Here is a 15799-nt window from a genome sequence, read left to right as displayed (position 1 = left end):
CCGGTGGCCAGGCCGCGCTCGGGCCGCGACGACCACGACGGCGCGGCCCGACGCGCCACCGCGGGGCCCGGACGCGGGCCGACCGCGAGAGGCGGTCGCCACAGCGCGGCCCGACGCGCTGCGGCGCTACGGCGGGCCGCCATCGCCGCCAGCCCCCGACCTTCCCGCCGGACCGCCTCAAACAACCCCGCAGTGCGTTATTCCCGCCGATCATCCTTTACCAACTGTCGCGCACCCATAAATCGATCAAACCGGCGTGCATGATCTGTCCGGAAGCGCAGTTTTCTGCCCGACACCTGCAGTGCCGCGGCCTTTATCTGCCCATTTCCTGACCCCGTCCGACGGTCGGAATAGGGACACCGGAGCCGTCCACGTTTCGACAGAGCTAAATATTGTGAGAAGTATTTCCGGGTGCTCTAATGATGGCGACGCGAGCAAGCTCGCCGCGTCCGCCCCGCTCAGTTCGGAGGAAGCCATGGAGCGTAAGACCGAAATCAAGCGTAAGCCGGCCAAGGTCGTCGTGCGGAAGCTCGAGAAGCTCGAGACCACCGCAATCATCATCGACCCGGGCTGCCGCAACGACATCTGCGGCTGATCACGTTCCCGACCGGGGCGCGGCTCGCCGCGCCCCGGTCACCCATCGCGGAGGAGCTCGGAGCGGAGATGCGGCGACCACGGATCAAGGGCATTCACAAGCCGGTGCGGCTGAGCCCGACACTGATCAACATCGGCGGCCGGCAGCTGGGCATCGGCGCGGAGATCGACGACGAGGACGGCACCCTGTGGGCGTTGTTGGGCCTGATGGACGGCACCCGCAGCCGCGCCGAGATCGTCGCGGCCCTACGCGCCGACCGGCCCGGGATGGACGCGGACGAGGCGACCGACGCGATGCAGACGATCATCGACGCCGGCTACGTCGAGGACGCGGCCGCACCGCCCCCGCCCAGCCTGAGCCCCGCCGAGATCGACCGCTACGACCGGGCGTTCACCTACCACGCGTGGGTCGACCTCACCCCCCGCTCGTCCCGCTTCGAGGTGCAGGCCCGACTCAAGGGCAGCAGCGTCGCGGTGCTAGGGCTGGGCGGCACCGGCTCGGCGGTGGCCTCCTCCCTCGTCGCCGCCGGGGTGGGGGCCGTGCACTGCGTCGACTTCGACGTGATCGAGCCGGGAAACCTGACCCGGCAGCTGCTCTACACCGAGGACGACATCGGCGCGCCGAAGCTGCCCGTCGCGGTCGACCGGCTCCGCCGGATGAACTCCCACGTGACGGTCACCGGCGAGGAGACCCGGGTCGACTCCACCGGGTCGGTCGCCGCGCTGATGCGCGGCCGGGACCTCCTCGTGCTCTGCGCCGATCAGCCCCGGCACACCATCCGCGAGTGGACGAACCGGGCCGCGCTGGAGACCGGCACGCCGTGGATGATCGCCCAGTACGCCGGCCCGATGGCCGTCGTCGGCCTGTTCGTGCCGGGGCGTACCTGCTGCCAGGCCTGCCTGCCCAGCGTGGGCGACCGGCTCCGCGAGCACTACGGTGCCGAGCCGGAGGAGCTGTTCACCTTCACCGGGCACGCGGTGATCGCCCCGACCGCCAACCTCACCGGCCACCTCGCCGCCCTCGACGCGGTCTACCACCTGGGCGGCATCCCCACCACCACGCTCGGCCGGATGTTCCACCTGAGCCTGACCGACCTGACCTACCACTACGTGGTGACCCCGCGGGCCGAGCACAAGTGCGAGACCTGCGGCTGGGTCCAGGAGGAGACGTGAGCCGCCTCGGGCTCGACAGCCGGCCCGGCGTGGCCAACCTCGTCGTCCGCCGGGAGACCGAGGACGAGTTCGTCGTCGGCGACCCGGCCAGCGGGAACTTCGTCGTCGTACCCGAGGTCGGGGCCCGGCTGGTCCAACTCTTCGCCGCCGGCCGTACCGTCGCCGAGGCCGCCGACGAGATGGAACGCGAGACCAGCGAGCCGATCGACGCCCTCGACTTCGTCGAGGTGCTCGTCGACGCTGGCATCATCGACGGGCACGCCACCGAGGGGACGCCACCGGCCACCGCCCGACACTGGTCGGTGTCGCGGATCCCGGCCCGGCTGGTCCGGCCGCTGTTCGGCCGCACGGCCTGGACCTGCTACGTCGGTGCCCTCGTCGCGTCGGTGGCGATGTTCGTCGCCGAGCCGTCGCTCCTGCCCACCTACGAGGACACCTTCATCCTCCCCGACGTCGTGCTCAGCCTGCTGATCACCAACGTCGTCGTGGTGGTGCTGACGGTCGTGCACGAGGTGTGGCACGCCTTCGCCGGAGCGGCCGTGGGGGTGCCCTCCCGGCTGCGCGTCGAACGGCGGGGCATCTTCCCGGTGCTGGAGACCGACCTGTCCGGGCTGTGGGCGCTGCCGCCGGAACGCCGCTACGGCCCGTTCCTGGCCGGCATGGCCATCGACGGTGTGCTGCTGTTCGCCGCGGTGGCGCCCCGCTTCGCCTGGTCCCGCGGTTGGGTCGACCTGCCGCCGGACCTGATCCGGGTCCTCGCCATGGTCGTGTTCAGCCAGGCGGTGAAGCTGGCCTTCCAGACGTTGGCCTATCTGCGTACGGACATGTACCTGGTGATGGCCACGGCCACCGGCTGCCAGAACCTGCACCAGGTGACCCGGCTCTCCCTCAAACGGCTGTTCCGCCTGCTCAGTCCCGAGGAGGCCACGATCCTGCGTCACGCGCACGCCCGGGACCTGCGGGTGTCGCGGTGGTACCGCCTGCTCTACGTCGCCGGTCTGATCTGGCTGGCCTGGTTCGTTCTGCACTTTCTGTGGCCGAGCGCGAAAGTCACCTTCGGCTGGGCCGGTGGAGTGCTGATCGGCGCGCCATTGCTGAGCGCCTACTGGTGGGAGGGCATAGCGCTACTCGCATTCGCGTCACTCAACGTTCTGCTCCCCCTCGGGGTCATTGTGCGAAATCGTCACCGGGCCAGAAAGGCCGTCGCATGAGCCGCAACTGGTGGGGCGTGCTGGTGAGCGCCGTCGTCACCACGCTCAGTGTGGTGACCATGTCGAGCCTGGGGATCGGGGTGCTGGTCGGCCTGGCCGACGACAACGCCGCGCTCCCCTGCGACCAAATGCCCGGCACCGCCGAGCCGTTCGAGGGTGAGCGGCACATCCCGTACGAGGGCGCCCCGCACGAGCCGTACCGCACCATGCCGCCCACCTCGGGCCCGCACTCGCCCCGCGTCGTCGTGCCGGGCGTCTACCGCGACCCGGTGCCGGAGGAGTTGCAGGTGCACGTGCTGGAGCACGGGCACGTGCTGGTCCAGTACGCCCCCGACGTGTCCGCGGCCGACGTCGAGGCGTTGGAGCGGATCGGCCGGCGGCACCCGCGGGACGTGGTGGTGGCGCCCTACCCGGCGCTGGGCCACGGCATCGGGCTCAGCGGCTGGCAGCGGCAGCGCCGGCTCGACACGCTCGACGAGCGGGCCGTCGGGGACTTCGTCACCAGGGTGGCCGGCCGCTACGACCACGGCTGGCGGCACGGCGCGACGGACTGCGTGTCGGCCTGACGGCGGCGGGTGCGGTCGGCGGCCCGCGCCGTCCACGCCGACCGGCCCGGGGTGGCACGCCATCGCGGCCGGGGTGCCGGCCAGCGGGCGCGGGTCACGCGGGAGGGGGTGGCGGACGGCCTGCGGGCTGGGCAGCATAGGGCCATGGACTACGAATACGCGCCGCTGCGGCTGCCGCCGAACGTCGACCGGTTGACCGCCGCAGCGCAGCTGGCGATCCAGGCGGAGTTCTCCGGATGGGAGTTGGCCCGGGTGCGGCTGTTCCGGGACGGCACGCGGCAGGTCGTGCTGCGCCGTCGGCGGGTCAACCAGCCGCAGCCGGGCCTGTCCTACTGACGCCGGGTACGCCGCACGGCGTACCCGGCGCCGGAAGCCCACGCGCCCGGGGCCCGGACCGCACGGTCGGGCCCCGGGGTGTCGCGGCCTAGAGCGGGTGCCCGGCGTGGTCGTGCTCGTGGTCGTGCTCGTCCTCGTCGAGGAACGGGTGCTCGTCGAGGCGCCCGACGAGCCGGTCGTCGGGGGCCGGTTGGAACGGGCCCACCGGGTCGTCGTCGTCGAAGGACTCCAGGTCCACCGGGGTGCCGACCTCGCTGACCATCACCACGCCGTCGAGCGGTTCGAGCTCCGGCACGTCCAGTGCGCTCAGCGAGCCGTCGCCGCTCTGCAGCAGCTCCAGCACCGCCTCGCCGACACCCTCGACCGGCGCCGGCTCATCCTCCTCCGGCGTGCCCTCGCGGCGGGCCGCCTCGGCGACCCGGATCAGCGCGGAGACACTCGGCACCCGGTAGTCGCGGCGCTGCCGCACGGAGATGACCGCCGAGTACGGGTCGGTGGGCTCGGGGCCCTCCAGGCCGGCGAACCGCTCGTCGGCCTCGTCGGGGTCGATCGACTCGACGTCCCACGGAGTGACCTCGCCGTACGCGTCGAGCAACTGCTCGTCGTAGGCGTACGAGGCGTTGTTCAAAGCCACGTACGCCTGCCAGACGCCGTCGTCGTCGATCCGGCCCTGGGCGGCACGCACGGCCGTCAGGTGGGCGCGGGCGGCGTCGATCACGCGCTCCAGAGCAGCGTCCAGCTCACCGTGCTGGTCGATCATGAGGGAGTCCCTTCGCGATGGGGAGGATGCGGTCCGGTGCCGGACCCGGTCAGCAGGTACGGAGGAATCGGTCGAGGACCCGCACGCCGAACTGTAGTCCGTCCACCGGTACCCGCTCGTCGATGCCGTGGAACAGGGCGGAGAAGTTGAGATCGGCTGGCAGTCGCAACGGCGCGAAGCCGAAGCAACGGATGCCGAGCTGGGAGAACGCCTTGGCGTCGGTGCCGCCGGAGAGCATGTACGGCACCGGGCGGGCGCCCGGGTCCTCCGCGCGCAGCGCCGCCGACATCGCCTCGACCAGGTCGCCGTCGAAGGTGGTCTCCAGGGCCGGCTGGCGCTGGATGTACTCGATGTCGATGTCCGGGCCGACCAGTTCGCGCAGCTGGCGCTCCAGCATCTCCGACTGGCCGGGCAGGCTGCGACAGTCGATGGTGGCGGTGGCCCGGCCGGGAATGACGTTGTCCTTGTAGCCGGCGGCCAGCCGGGTGGGGTTGGCGGTGCTGCGGATGGTCGCCCCGATGATGTTGGCGATCGGGCCGAGCTTGGCGATCGCCGCCTCCGGGTCGTCCGGGTCCACCTCGATGCCGAGCACGTCGGAGACCTCCTCCAGGAAGGCCCGCACGGTCGGGGTGACGGTGACCGGGAAACGGTGCCGCCCGATCCGGGCGACCGCCTCGGCGAGCGCGGTGACCGCGTTGTCGTCGTGGATGAACGAACCGTGCCCGGGACGGCCCTTGGCGTGCAGCCGTAGCCAGTCCAGGCCCTTCTCCGCCGTCTCGATCAGGTAGAGCCGAGACGCGTCGTCGATGGAGTAGGAGAAGCCGCCGACCTCGCCGACCGCCTCGGTGCAGCCGTCGAAGAGGTCCCGGTGCCGCTGCACCAGGAAGTGCGCGCCGTAGTCGCCGCCCGCCTCCTCGTCGGCGGTGTAGGCGAGCACGATGTCGCGTGGCGGGCGGACGCCGGTGCGCTGCCAGTGCCGCACCACGGCCAGCACCATCGCGTCGAAGTCCTTCATGTCGATCGCGCCCCGGCCCCACAGGTAGCCGTCGCGGATCTCGCCGGAGAAGGGGTGCACCGACCACTCGTCGGCGTCGGCCGGCACCACGTCCAGGTGGCCGTGCACCAGCAGGGCGTCGCGGCCCGGGTCGGTGCCGGGAATCCGGGCGACCAGGTTGGCCCGGCCCGGGGCGGACTCGTGGATCTCGGACTCGACGCCGACCTCGGCCAGCTTCTCCGCGACGTACTCGGCCGCGAGGCGCTCCCCCGCGCTGGTGACGTTGTCACCGGTGTTGGTGGTGTCGATGCGCAGCAGGTCGCGGCAGAGTTCCACGACCTCGTCGGTGGGGTCGGGTCGGGCGGAGGCGGGGTCGCTCGTCATCGCCTCTTTCTACCAGTCGGGCCGCACCGGGCGGCGGCCCGGCCGGCCGTCGCGCGCGGCACCCCGTTTCACGATCTTGCGGTACGGGTACCGCGCTGGCGTCCCCGCACCGCCCGTCGCGCCGGCCGTCCCCACGCTCCGGCCGCCCGTCGAGGAGGGTCTCATGACCGTCCCGCTCCCGCCCCTGCCGCCCACCGCCGACGACGCCTACCGGCCCGGCGGGCGCAGCATGGCCGACATCGCCGACACCGAGCACCGGCAGCTGCTCGGCCTGGCCGATCAGGTCACCGACCCGCGGCTGACCCCCGAGCGGCGCCGGGAGGTGGCCGAGGTGCTGACCGCGGCGATCTCCCGGCACCTCTCCGCGGAGCAGCAGTACCTGCTGCCCGCCGCGCGGGCCGCGCTGCCCGAGGCGGCCGACCGGATCGACCGGGAGCTCGCCGCGGACGCGGCGCTGCTGGCCGCGCTCAAGGCGCTCAGCGGGCCGGACGACCTGGCGTTGGCGGACGTCGCCGCACGGGTCCGCCGGCATGTCGAGGCGGTGTCGGCGCTGATCACCCCGCTGCGCGAGGTGGCCACCGACGCGGAGCTGATCCGGCTGGGCAACCGGTGGGAGATCGCCGAGGAGGCGGCCCCGACCCGCCCGCACCCGGGCACGCCGGCCACCCCGCCGTGGAACCGGGTCGTCGAACCAGCGCTGGGCGTGGTGGACAAGGTCCGCGACGCGGTCACCGGGCGGCGGACGTACCTGGCCGACCTGAAGCGGGACGCGCGGGGCTGATCCACCGCCCGACGCCGATCCGCTCCGGCCCTTCCAGGCCACCTTCCGTCCGGTCGCCGGCCTGGTGACCCGGCGGCTGGCCGGCACGCCGCTGCGCTGGCGCCTGCTGCTGGGCTGGCACCCCGAGTCGCCCGCCACCCGGGTCGCCGAGCCGGTGCTGGAGGCGGCCGTCGCGGCGTACCCGGACTCCCTGGCGCCGCACCCCGACCACCTGGCCTGGCTGCTGCGGCATCCGGAGTTCGGGGCCCGACCGGCGCCGGTGCGTCCCGCCGGGGTGCGAACGGCCTGACGACGGGTATCTGGCCGGCATGACCGATCTCTACCCGGCAGCCGACGAGCGGGAACTGCTGCGCCAGGCCGCCGCCACGCACACCGCCGCCTCCCACGACCTGGAGAGCTTCCTGCGCCGCCTGCCCGAGGTGCCCGACCCCGCCGACATCACCGAGTACGCCACCCTGCTCAGCCAGGAGGAGCGCGCCCGCGTCGACCGCCAGGCCGCCGCCGACGCGGCCGGGCTGCAACTGCCCAGCATGGAGTCCGAGTAAGCCGGCGTGCCCGCGTGCGCAGGTCGCACGCGGGCACGGAACGGCACGGCAGGTGTCAGCGTTCGACCAGCACGTCGTGGCCCAGGTCGAGCAGGGAGTGCCGCCACTCGGCGTCGGCGTTGCCGCCGCGGGGCTTCTCGTCCATCAACGAACGGATGCGGTCGATCGCGTCCCGCATCACCTCGATGTCCTCCGGGGTGAGGTCCACCTTGCGTTTGGTGAGCACCCGCAGGATGTGGCGGCCCGGCTGGGGCAGGTCCAGGTCCGGGTTCGCGCCGAACGACTCCTCCCCCGAGCCCCGGGTCAACAGCCACTGCCGCAGCTGTTCGGAGGGGACGTTCACCTCGGCGTGGAAGTCATCCCAGATCACCTCGACCTCGGGGTCGAGTCGCTGCTCGCGTACCATCACGCCTCCTCTTCCGGTGACCCGGGCGGCGCCGGGTCCCCGTGGTCGGTCCGCTGCTTGAGGCCCTCCGGCGGCACCTGCACCCGGGCCGGGTTCGCCGTCGGCGGCGCGAGGATCGGTTCCGTGCGGTCGGTCTCCTCGTCGCTCTCCTCCGGTTCCGTCATGTCCGCCCTCCGGGTCATCGAGGGTGGGACGTCGAGGCCGCGGTGTAGCCGCGCTCCCCGGCGCCCACCTCGAAGGCCAACTGACCGTCGCGCGCGTCGACGGTGACCTTCTGCCCCGGCGCGAGCTGGTTCTCCAGCAACATCCGGGAGAGCCGGTTGTCCACCTCCCGCTGGATCACCCGGCGCAGCGGGCGGGCCCCGAACTCCGGCTGGTAGCCGTGCTCGGCGAGCCAGTCGACACCGGCGGTGGTGAAGTCCGCCTGGACGTCCTGGGCGTGCAGCCGGCGACGGGTCTCCTCCAGCAGCAGCTCGGTGATCTGCCGCAGCTGCTGGGCCTCCAGCCGCCGGAAGATGATGGTCTCGTCGATTCGGTTGAGGAACTCCGGGCGGAAATTCTCCTGGAGCCGGCGCATCAGTCGCTCGCGCAGCTCGTCGCTCTCCTGGGTGCTGCCCGGCTCGCCAGCGCCGAAGCCCACCGCGCGCTGGGTGCCGGTGATCAGCTCCGAGCCCAGGTTGCTCGTCATGATCAGTACGGTGTTCTTGAAGTTCACCGTCCGGCCCTGGCTGTCGGTGAGCCGGCCGTCGTCGAGCACCTGGAGCAGGATGTTGAACACGTCCGGGTGCGCCTTCTCGATCTCGTCGAGCAGCACCACCGCGTACGGGCGGCGGCGCACGGCCTCGGTGAGCTGGCCGGCCTCCTCGTAACCGACGTAGCCGGGGGGCGCCCCGACCAGCCGGGCGACGGTGTGCCGCTCCTGGAACTCGCTCATGTCGACCCGCACCATCCGGTCGGCCTCGCCGAAGAGCGCCTCGGCGAGGGCCCGGGCCAGCTCCGTCTTGCCGACGCCGGTCGGGCCGAGGAAGAGGAAGCTGCCCATCGGCCGGTTCGGATCGGCCAGCCCGGTACGCGAGCGGCGCACCGCCTCGGCCACCGCGCTGACCGCGTCGTCCTGGCCGACGACCTTCTCGTGCAGCTGGCCCTCCAGCCGCAGCAGCCGGTCCCGCTCCTCCTCGGTGAGCTGGCTGACCGGGATGCCGGTGGCCCGGGAGACCACCTCGGCGATCTCCTGCGGGCCGACCGAGGGGACCTGGCTGGTGCCGTCGTCGCCCTGGGCGCGGCGGACCTGCTCCTCGAGCTCGGCGAGCCGGTCGCGCAGCGTGGAGGCCCGCTCGTACTGCTCGTCGGCGACCGCCTGCTCCTTGTCCCGGCGCACCTCGTCGAGCTGCTGCTCCAGCTCCCGCACGTCGGCGGCGGGGGTACGGGTGCGCAGCCGGACCCGCGCGCCGGCCTGGTCGATCAGGTCGATCGCCTTGTCAGGCAGGAAGCGGTCGGTGACATACCGGTCGGAGAGTTCGGCGGCGGCGACCAGCGCCTCGTCGGTGAAGCGGACCTGGTGGTGCGCCTCGTACCGGTCGCGCAGGCCGCGCAGGATGGCGACGGTGTCCTCGACGCTGGGCTCGGGCACCAGGACCGGCTGGAACCGGCGGGCCAGCGCGGCATCCTTCTCGATGCTCTTGCGGTACTCGTCCAGCGTGGTCGCGCCGATCACCCGCAGCTCGCCGCGGGCGAGGGCCGGCTTGAGCATGTTGGACGCATCCATGCCGCCCTCGCTGCCGGCGCCGCCCGCGCCGACCAGGGTGTGGATCTCGTCCAGGAAGATGATCAGCTCGTCCCGGTGGGCCCGGATCTCGTCGATGACCTTCTTCAGCCGTTCCTCGAAGTCGCCCCGGTAGCGGGTGCCGGCGACCAGGCCGGCGAGGTCGAGCTGCACCACCCGCTTGCCGAGCAGGGTCTGCGGCACGTCGCCGTCGCAGATCCGCTCGGCCAGCCCCTCCACGATCGCGGTCTTGCCGACGCCGGCCTCGCCGATCAGCACCGGGTTGTTCTTGGTACGCCGGGACAGGATCTCCACCGCCTGCTCGATCTCGTCGGCCCGCCCGATCACCGGGTCGATCTGGTCGTTGCGGGCCAGGTCGGTGAGGTCCTGGCCGTACTGGTCGAGGGTGGGAGTGCCCCGGTCGGGCTTCGGCCCGCCCATCGGTCCGCGTTCCGCGCTGGCCGCCTGCAACGACTCCGGCTGGATCCGGCCGGCGGCGAGCATCCGGCCGGCCGGAGACTCCGGGTTGAGCGGGAGCGCCATCAGGATGTGCTCGGGCCCGATGTAGTTCGCCCCCATCGCCCGGGACAGCTGGTGGGCGTCGAGCAGCGCCCGCTTCGCGGCGGGGGTGAGCGACAGGTTCGGCGGCACCTCGCCCCGGGGCGCGCCGTCGCCGCGCCCGCCGAGGGCGTTGACCAGGGCGTCCGGGTCGGCGCCGGCCCGGCGTACCAGGTCCCGCAGCGGCTCGCGTTGCAGTGCCGCCCAGAGCAGGTGGTCGGTGTCCAGGTCGTTGCTGTGTCGCTGGGCGGCCCGCCGGGCCGCGTCGGCCAGCATCTCCCGCGCGTCGGCGGTCATCAGCCGGGTGATGTCGACCCGGTGGGCCGGTCGGCGTCCGCCCTCACCCCGGCCGAAGTACCGGGCCAGGAACTCGTCCCAGGGGTCGGAGCCGAAGTCGCCGGGTCCCATCATCTCTGTCCTCCGCAGTCGGGGCGCGGCACGGTCGCCGGGGCGACACCGCGGGCGGCACGGTCGCCGGTGGCTACCCGGCGACCGTCGCGACAAACGCCACCTGATGGCAGGCTGGGGGCATGGACTCCCGACCGCTGCTGATCGTCGACGGCGCCAACGTGGTCGGTGCCCGGCCGGACGGCTGGTGGCGGGACCGGGCCGGCGCCGCGGCCCGGTTGCGCGACGCCCTCTCGCCGCTGGCCGACCGGGGGCTGCCGCCCGAGCTGCCACCACCGGTGGAGGTGGTGCTGGTGGTGGAGGGCGCGGCCCGGGAGGTGCCCGGGGTGGCCGGGGTGCACATGGTGCCGGCACCCGGTTCGGGTGACGACGCCATCGTGGCGCTGGTGCGCGACGCGCCGGGCCGGCGCCGGCTGGTGGTGACCTCCGACCGGGAGCTGCGCGACCGGGTGGCGGCCCTCGGCGCCGAGTTGCACGGCCCCCGCTGGCTGCGCGGGCACACCCACCCCGCCACCTGACCCGCCGCCGGCTCGCCCCGTGACCACCGGGTCCCCGTCCCCGGAAACCCGCCCGTGCGCAGGTGAGGCGGGGCTGGCGGACGGTCCCGTGAGTGGGACCTGGGGATCCCCTGGTGGGACCGGATGGTCCGGTGGCGGACGCTTTCCCGCACGTCACGGGGGTAAACCGGACACCAGGGCCGGAACACCGCCTGGGCGGATGTTCTCTACCCGACGGGTATGCGTTGTAATGGACGTCTCCCCGCCCCCAGGAGGTCACCGTGGCGAGCGTCGCCGAGCTGAAGGCAGCCATCGAGGTCGCCCTCCAACAGATCGGTGACGGGCAGAGCGCCGTGCAGGCCGCCGGCGAGAAGCTCTCCGAGGCGCAGCAGACCCTGGCCGGGGCGCTGGAGGGCAGCGGGCACGAGACGGTGGAGGGCGCACAGGCCTCGCTGACCCAGGCCGGCCAGGAGCTGGAGGAGTGTCTCGCCGCGACCCTCGTCGCGGTGGAGCAGGCGCAGCTCTACGTCTCGACGCTCTGAGCCGGCGGCCGTGTCCATCATCGAGGACGTCGGGGCGCAGGTGCGCGCCGCCGCCGAGGAGCTGCCGCTGGCGCCGCTGGCCCAGGCGCTGGAGAAGTTCGGCCAGGCCACCGAGCGGCTGCGCTGGGTCCGGCAGGAGTCAGCGAACCCGATGGGGGTGCCGGAGCTCTCCGCGGCCACCGAGCACGCGGAGGCCGCCGGGCACGCGTTGCGGGTGGCGCAGGAGCAGCTGTCCGCGTACCTGGCCGCGATCGGGCTGGCCCCCGACGGCGCGCCGCCGGCGGCACCGGTCCGCCGCGGGTCCCGGCACGACGCGCCCCGCGCCGACACCGTACCGCCGGCCGGTCCGCCACCGCCGCCGCAGGCCGACCCGACGGTCAAGCGCTGGTGGTCGGTGCGGGTGGCGGAGCTGACCGGGGACCGGGCGGGTCCGCCGGACGAGCCGGACGAGCGGATCGCCGACTCCCGGGAGCTGCTGCGCCGGGTGGTCACCGGGGTCCGCTCCGGCGACCGGGACCGACTGCACCGGGAGCTGCGCACGGCGCACGCCGACGTCGGCCTGGGGCTGGCGGCGGTGGCGCCGCCGCTGCTGCGCGACCTGGCCGGGGAGCTGCTCGGGCACCCGCCCCGCGCCGACGACCTGAGCCGGCTGCGGCGCGAGCTGGACGGCCGGGTCCGCGACCTGCTCCCCGGGTTGCCGCCGCCGGTGCTGGACACCCTGCTCACCCGGGTCTGCCGGATGCCCCCGCCACGCTCCGGCGAGCAGCCGCACGCCGCCGACCCGGCGGTCACCGCCGGCGTGCTGACCGGGGTGCTGCTGGCCCGGCTCGGTCGGGACCTGCCCCGCGACGAGCCCGACCCCCGTCGGGCGCCGGCCGCCGCGCCGGTCTCCGGCCGCCGGCCCGCCGGTGAACACCGTGGCTGACCTGCGCAACCAACTGGTGACGCGGGTGCGGGGGATGCTCTCCGAGGCCCTCGGCGCGACGCGTACCCGGGTGGCCGGCGCCGAGACGGAGCTGACCGCTGCCCGGGAGCGGCTGGCCCGGGTGCGGCGGGCCGCCGCGGCGGTGCCGCAGCGGGTCGGCGCGGAACGCGACCGCCGGCTGGCCGAGATCGACGACCGGCACGCGGCGCGGATCGCCGAGCTGGCCCGGCGGGCCGCCGCCGCCGCGCTGCGGGAGGCGCCGGGCGCCGCGTCCGCGCCGTGGGCGGCCTGGCGGGCGGCGCCGGCCGGACGCGGCGAGCCGGTCGGTCCGGTACGCGTCGGCACGCTGCGCATCGCCGGCGCGGAACCGGTCCCGGCGCTGGTGCCGCTGCTGGACGCCGGTCACGTGCACCTGTCCGGCGGCGACCGGGACGGCGCCGACGCGGTGGTGAGCGCGCTGCTGCTGCGCGGCGTCGGCCAGGCCGACCCGGGCGCGGTGCGGCTGCACGGCTACGACCCGGAGCACCTGGGTGGCGGGCTGGCCGGCTTCGCCCCGCTGGGCACCGCCGGGCTGCTCACCTTCGTCGGCCCCGGCGGGCTGGGCCGGCTGCTGGACGACCTGGTGGAGCAGATCCGCCGGATCAACGAGACGGTGCTGGCCGGCGAGTACGCCTCGCTGCGCGAGCTGGCCGCGGCGACCGGCCGCCGGCCGGAGCCGTGGCGGGTGGTGGTGCTGCTCGGCGGGGACGAGCCGTCCCGGCACGAACGCGGCCAACTGGACCGGGTGGTCCGCACCGGCGCGGCCTGCGGGGTGCACATGGTGGTGCGGGGCATCCCGCTGCCGGACGACGCGACGGTCACCCGGATCGTCGCCGAGCCGGGCGATGCCCGCGTCGGCGTCCCGTCCGGCCTGCCGGTACGCCTCGACCCGCCGCCGCCCGCCGCGCTGGTCACCGAGACCTGCCGGGAGATCGCCTCCCGGGTCAACGCCGGCCCGCCGCCGACGCCCTTCACCGACCTGCTCCCCCCGCCGGAGCAGATGTGGAAGGAGGACTCGGCGCACGGGCTGACCGCCCCGATCGGCGAGGGCCCGCACGGCCGGCCGGTGCTGCTCACCCTGGGCGACTATCCGCCGCACGCGTTGATCGGCGGCCCCTCCGGCACCGGCAAGACCAACCTGATCTTCGCCTGGATCGGCGCGCTCGCCGCCCGGTACTCCCCCGCCGAGCTGGAGTTCTACCTGCTCGACTTCAAGGAGGGGGTGTCCTTCGCCCGGTTCGCCCAGGGCCGGCGCGACCCGAGCTGGCTGCCGCACATGCGGCTGGTCGGGATCAACGTCAACACCGACCGCGAGTTCGGGCTGGCGCTGCTACGGTTCCTCGCCGAGGAGCTGCGCCGCCGGGCCGACGCCGCCAAGAAGCACGAGGTCACCAAGCTCGCCGAGCTGCGGGCGGTGGACCCGACCGGGCACTGGCCGCGGATCGTGGCGGTGGTCGACGAGTTCCAGGCGCTGCTGGCCGGCCGGGACGTGCTGGCCCGGGAGGCCGCCGACCTGCTGGAGGACCTGGCCCGGCGGGGCCGGTCGCAGGGCATCCACCTGGTGCTCGCCTCGCAGGACGTGCGGGGCATCGAGGCGCTGTGGGGGCGCCCGGCGCTGGTCGCCCAGTTCACCCTGCGGATCGCCCTGCCCAAGGCGCTGCGCATCCTGGCCGAGCGCAACGACGCCGCGCAGGCGCTGCCCCGCCACCACGCGGTGGTCAACGCCGAGTCCGGGATGACCGAGGGCAACCAGGTGGCCCGGATCCCGTCGGCCAGCGACTGGGAGACCTGGAGCGAGTTGCAGCACCGGCTGTGGCGGATGCGGCCGCAGGACGCCGCCCCGGCGCGGCTCTTCGACGGCGACGCGGTCCCCCGGCTCGCCGACGCGCCGGACCATCGGGCGCTGGCCCCGCAGGGCGACACCCCGCCGACCCGGGGCCCGGTCGCCCTGCTCGGGGAGATCATCGACGTGCAGGCCCGCTCGGCGGCGCTGCGGCTGCCCCGGGCCCCCGGGCGCAACCTGGCGGTGCTGGGCACCCGGGTGGACGAGGCCTGCGCGGTGCTCGACGCCGCCGCGCGGTCGCTGGCCCGCCAGCACCGGCCGGGCACCGCCCGGTTCTCCATCGCCTGCCTCGACCCGGACGCCGACCCGGCCGCCCGCGCCCTCTACGAGGACCTGGCCGACGACGCGGCCTGGTACGACGAGGAGACGGTGCCGGAGCTGATGGCCGAGACGGCCGAGGCACTGGGCCGGCCGGGTACCCCGAGCACCCCGCACTACCTGCTGTTGTTCGCCGTGGACGCGGCGGCCGGACGGCTGGCGGCACCGGCCGGCGGGCGCAGCGGGCTGGAGCAGCTGCGCCGGATCCTGCACGACGGGCCGGAACGGCGTACCCACGTGCTGGCCTGGTGGCGCGGGGTGGCCCGGATGCGGGTGGACCTCGGCGGGCCGGCCGCCCGCACCGACCAGATCGGGGCCTGGGTGGCCCTCGACGTGCAGGGCACGGAGCTGGGCTCCTCGCTCTATCCGGGCACCGGCGGCCCGGACTGGTACCCCCGCCCGTGGCGCGGGCTCTTCTTCGACCGGGCGGTGCACCGCACCGGACAGGTGATCATCCCTTATGGTCCGTCCCGATGAACGAACCGGTCGCCACTGACACCTACGCCGCCCACGTCCGCCGGCTGGCCGAGCTGGCCGGCCGGGTACGGGCGCAGCGCGCCGAGGCGCAGGCCTGGCACGACCAGCAGTGTGCCGCCGCCGAACGGGCGGTGGCCGAGGCGGCCGCGCAGCTGCGCGGGGCCGAGGCGGAGGTGGCGGAGGCCCGGTCCATGGTGGAGCGGGTCGACACCGAGGTGGGGCACCTCTGGGCGGAGCTGCGGGGCCAACTCGGGCTGGGCGGGCGGCGGCTCGGCTCAGCGCCGGGGCCGGCCCGGGACGCCGCCGGTGACCCGGTGTCGTCGCTGCGCGGGGTGCGGGAGCTGCTGGACCGGGCGGGGCAGCCGGGTGAGCTGCCCGCGTCGGTGAACCCGCTGCTGGGGCTCTGCGGGGTGGCGGGCGCGCTGGTGGCGTACGCGCTCGGGGCCGGCGCCCGCGCGCTCGGCCACCGCTACGGCGGTGACCTCGCGGTGGGGTTGCCGGTGCTGGCCCTGGTGGTGACGCTGCTCGGCCCGCTGGCCGGCCTGGCGCCGGCGAAGCGGCTGGCGGACCGGCGGCACGCCCTGCTCGGGCCCCGTCCGGCGGCGATCGTGCTGATCGCCGGGGTGACGACCACGGTGGCGCTGCTGGTGCTGACCCGCTGAGCGCGGCGGCCCCGCTCG

At 74.4% G+C, this 15799-nt stretch carries 16 protein-coding genes and 1 pseudogene; 12 read left to right on the top strand and 5 right to left on the bottom strand.

What is annotated here, in order from left to right:
- Nucleotides 1-663 precede the first annotated feature (663 nt).
- The 4 genes from ABZ807_RS13295 (at nt 664) to ABZ807_RS13280 (ending at nt 3880) form a co-directional block, all read left to right on the top strand.
- Nucleotides 664-1767: a ThiF family adenylyltransferase gene (locus tag ABZ807_RS13295; RefSeq protein WP_357156277.1), complete on the top strand. Its 1104-nt coding sequence runs from the start codon at nt 664-666 to the stop codon at nt 1765-1767.
- Nucleotides 1764-2978, top strand: a complete 1215-nt coding sequence (locus ABZ807_RS13290) for a PqqD family protein (RefSeq protein WP_357156275.1) — start codon at nt 1764-1766, stop codon at nt 2976-2978. The genes ABZ807_RS13295 and ABZ807_RS13290 overlap by 4 nt, the downstream gene beginning before the upstream one ends.
- Nucleotides 2975-3544: a DUF3105 domain-containing protein gene (locus ABZ807_RS13285; RefSeq protein WP_357156273.1), complete on the top strand. Its 570-nt coding sequence runs from the start codon at nt 2975-2977 to the stop codon at nt 3542-3544. Before ABZ807_RS13290 ends, ABZ807_RS13285 begins: the two co-directional genes overlap by 4 nt.
- Before the next feature lie 144 nt (nt 3545-3688).
- Complete coding sequence (locus ABZ807_RS13280; RefSeq protein WP_053655860.1) at nt 3689-3880, top strand: DUF5703 family protein; 192 nt, start codon at nt 3689-3691, stop codon at nt 3878-3880.
- An 88-nt stretch (nt 3881-3968) separates the two neighbouring features.
- On the opposite strand, the gene ABZ807_RS13275 is transcribed toward ABZ807_RS13280, so the two are convergent.
- Both ABZ807_RS13275 and ABZ807_RS13270 read right to left on the bottom strand, forming a co-directional pair.
- Entirely contained in the window at nt 3969-4640 is a 672-nt protein-coding gene (locus ABZ807_RS13275; RefSeq protein WP_357156271.1) for a hypothetical protein, read from the bottom strand.
- A 49-nt stretch (nt 4641-4689) separates the two neighbouring features.
- Nucleotides 4690-6018 carry a M20/M25/M40 family metallo-hydrolase gene (locus ABZ807_RS13270; RefSeq protein ID WP_357156269.1) on the bottom strand — a complete coding sequence of 443 codons (1329 nt, stop codon included), beginning with the start codon at nt 6016-6018 and terminating at the stop codon, nt 4690-4692.
- A 163-nt stretch (nt 6019-6181) separates the two neighbouring features.
- On the opposite strand from ABZ807_RS13270, the gene ABZ807_RS13265 reads away from it, so the two are divergent.
- From ABZ807_RS13265 to ABZ807_RS13255, 3 genes and pseudogenes are all read left to right on the top strand, one after another.
- Nucleotides 6182-6799, top strand: coding sequence for a hemerythrin domain-containing protein (locus ABZ807_RS13265; RefSeq protein WP_357156267.1), 618 nt, complete (start codon nt 6182-6184; stop codon nt 6797-6799).
- A 34-nt stretch (nt 6800-6833) separates the two neighbouring features.
- Nucleotides 6834-7088 (top strand): annotated as a pseudogene (locus ABZ807_RS13260) (LysR family transcriptional regulator); the annotation flags it as partial.
- Nucleotides 7089-7107: 19 nt separating this feature from the next.
- The gene (locus ABZ807_RS13255; RefSeq protein ID WP_357156265.1) at nt 7108-7344 is read left to right on the top strand and encodes a hypothetical protein; all 237 of its coding nucleotides are present in this window, start codon (nt 7108-7110) and stop codon (nt 7342-7344) included.
- 55 nt (nt 7345-7399) lie between these two features.
- On the opposite strand, the gene ABZ807_RS13250 is transcribed toward ABZ807_RS13255, so the two are convergent.
- The 3 genes from ABZ807_RS13250 to ABZ807_RS13240 are packed head-to-tail and all read right to left on the bottom strand — an operon-like array spanning nt 7400 to nt 10481.
- Nucleotides 7400-7750: a DUF3140 domain-containing protein gene (locus ABZ807_RS13250; protein WP_357156263.1), complete on the bottom strand. Its 351-nt coding sequence runs from the start codon at nt 7748-7750 to the stop codon at nt 7400-7402.
- Entirely contained in the window at nt 7750-7914 is a 165-nt protein-coding gene (locus ABZ807_RS13245) for a hypothetical protein (protein ID WP_357156261.1), read from the bottom strand. Before ABZ807_RS13245 ends, ABZ807_RS13250 begins: the two co-directional genes overlap by 1 nt.
- A 14-nt stretch (nt 7915-7928) precedes the next feature.
- A complete protein-coding gene (locus ABZ807_RS13240; protein WP_357156258.1) occupies nt 7929-10481 on the bottom strand; it encodes an ATP-dependent Clp protease ATP-binding subunit in 2553 nt (850 codons plus the stop codon).
- A 119-nt stretch (nt 10482-10600) separates the two neighbouring features.
- Between ABZ807_RS13240 and ABZ807_RS13235 the strand changes: the two genes are divergently transcribed.
- The 5 genes from ABZ807_RS13235 to ABZ807_RS13215 all read left to right on the top strand — a co-directional run bounded on the left by ABZ807_RS13235 (nt 10601) and on the right by ABZ807_RS13215 (nt 15781).
- A complete protein-coding gene (locus ABZ807_RS13235; RefSeq protein ID WP_357156254.1) occupies nt 10601-10996 on the top strand; it encodes a hypothetical protein in 396 nt (131 codons plus the stop codon).
- Nucleotides 10997-11256: 260 nt separating this feature from the next.
- Nucleotides 11257-11517, top strand: a complete 261-nt coding sequence (locus ABZ807_RS13230) for a hypothetical protein (RefSeq protein WP_357156251.1) — start codon at nt 11257-11259, stop codon at nt 11515-11517.
- Nucleotides 11518-11527: 10 nt separating this feature from the next.
- Complete coding sequence (locus tag ABZ807_RS13225) at nt 11528-12442, top strand: hypothetical protein (RefSeq protein ID WP_357156248.1); 915 nt, start codon at nt 11528-11530, stop codon at nt 12440-12442.
- On the top strand, nt 12435-15119 hold the full coding sequence (locus ABZ807_RS13220; RefSeq protein WP_357156245.1) for an FtsK/SpoIIIE domain-containing protein: 2685 nt from the start codon (nt 12435-12437) through the stop codon (nt 15117-15119). Before ABZ807_RS13225 ends, ABZ807_RS13220 begins: the two co-directional genes overlap by 8 nt.
- Nucleotides 15116-15781 carry a hypothetical protein gene (locus ABZ807_RS13215; protein WP_357156241.1) on the top strand — a complete coding sequence of 222 codons (666 nt, stop codon included), beginning with the start codon at nt 15116-15118 and terminating at the stop codon, nt 15779-15781. The genes ABZ807_RS13220 and ABZ807_RS13215 overlap by 4 nt, the downstream gene beginning before the upstream one ends.
- Nucleotides 15782-15799: the final 18 nt, after the last annotated feature.

Origin of the sequence: Micromonospora sp. NPDC047548 (assembly GCF_040642975.1) — a bacterium.
Taxonomy (GTDB): Bacteria; Actinomycetota; Actinomycetes; order Mycobacteriales; family Micromonosporaceae; genus Micromonospora.
The sequence above is the reverse complement of the archived record's forward strand: the minus strand, read 5'-3'. Positions and strand labels throughout refer to the sequence as shown.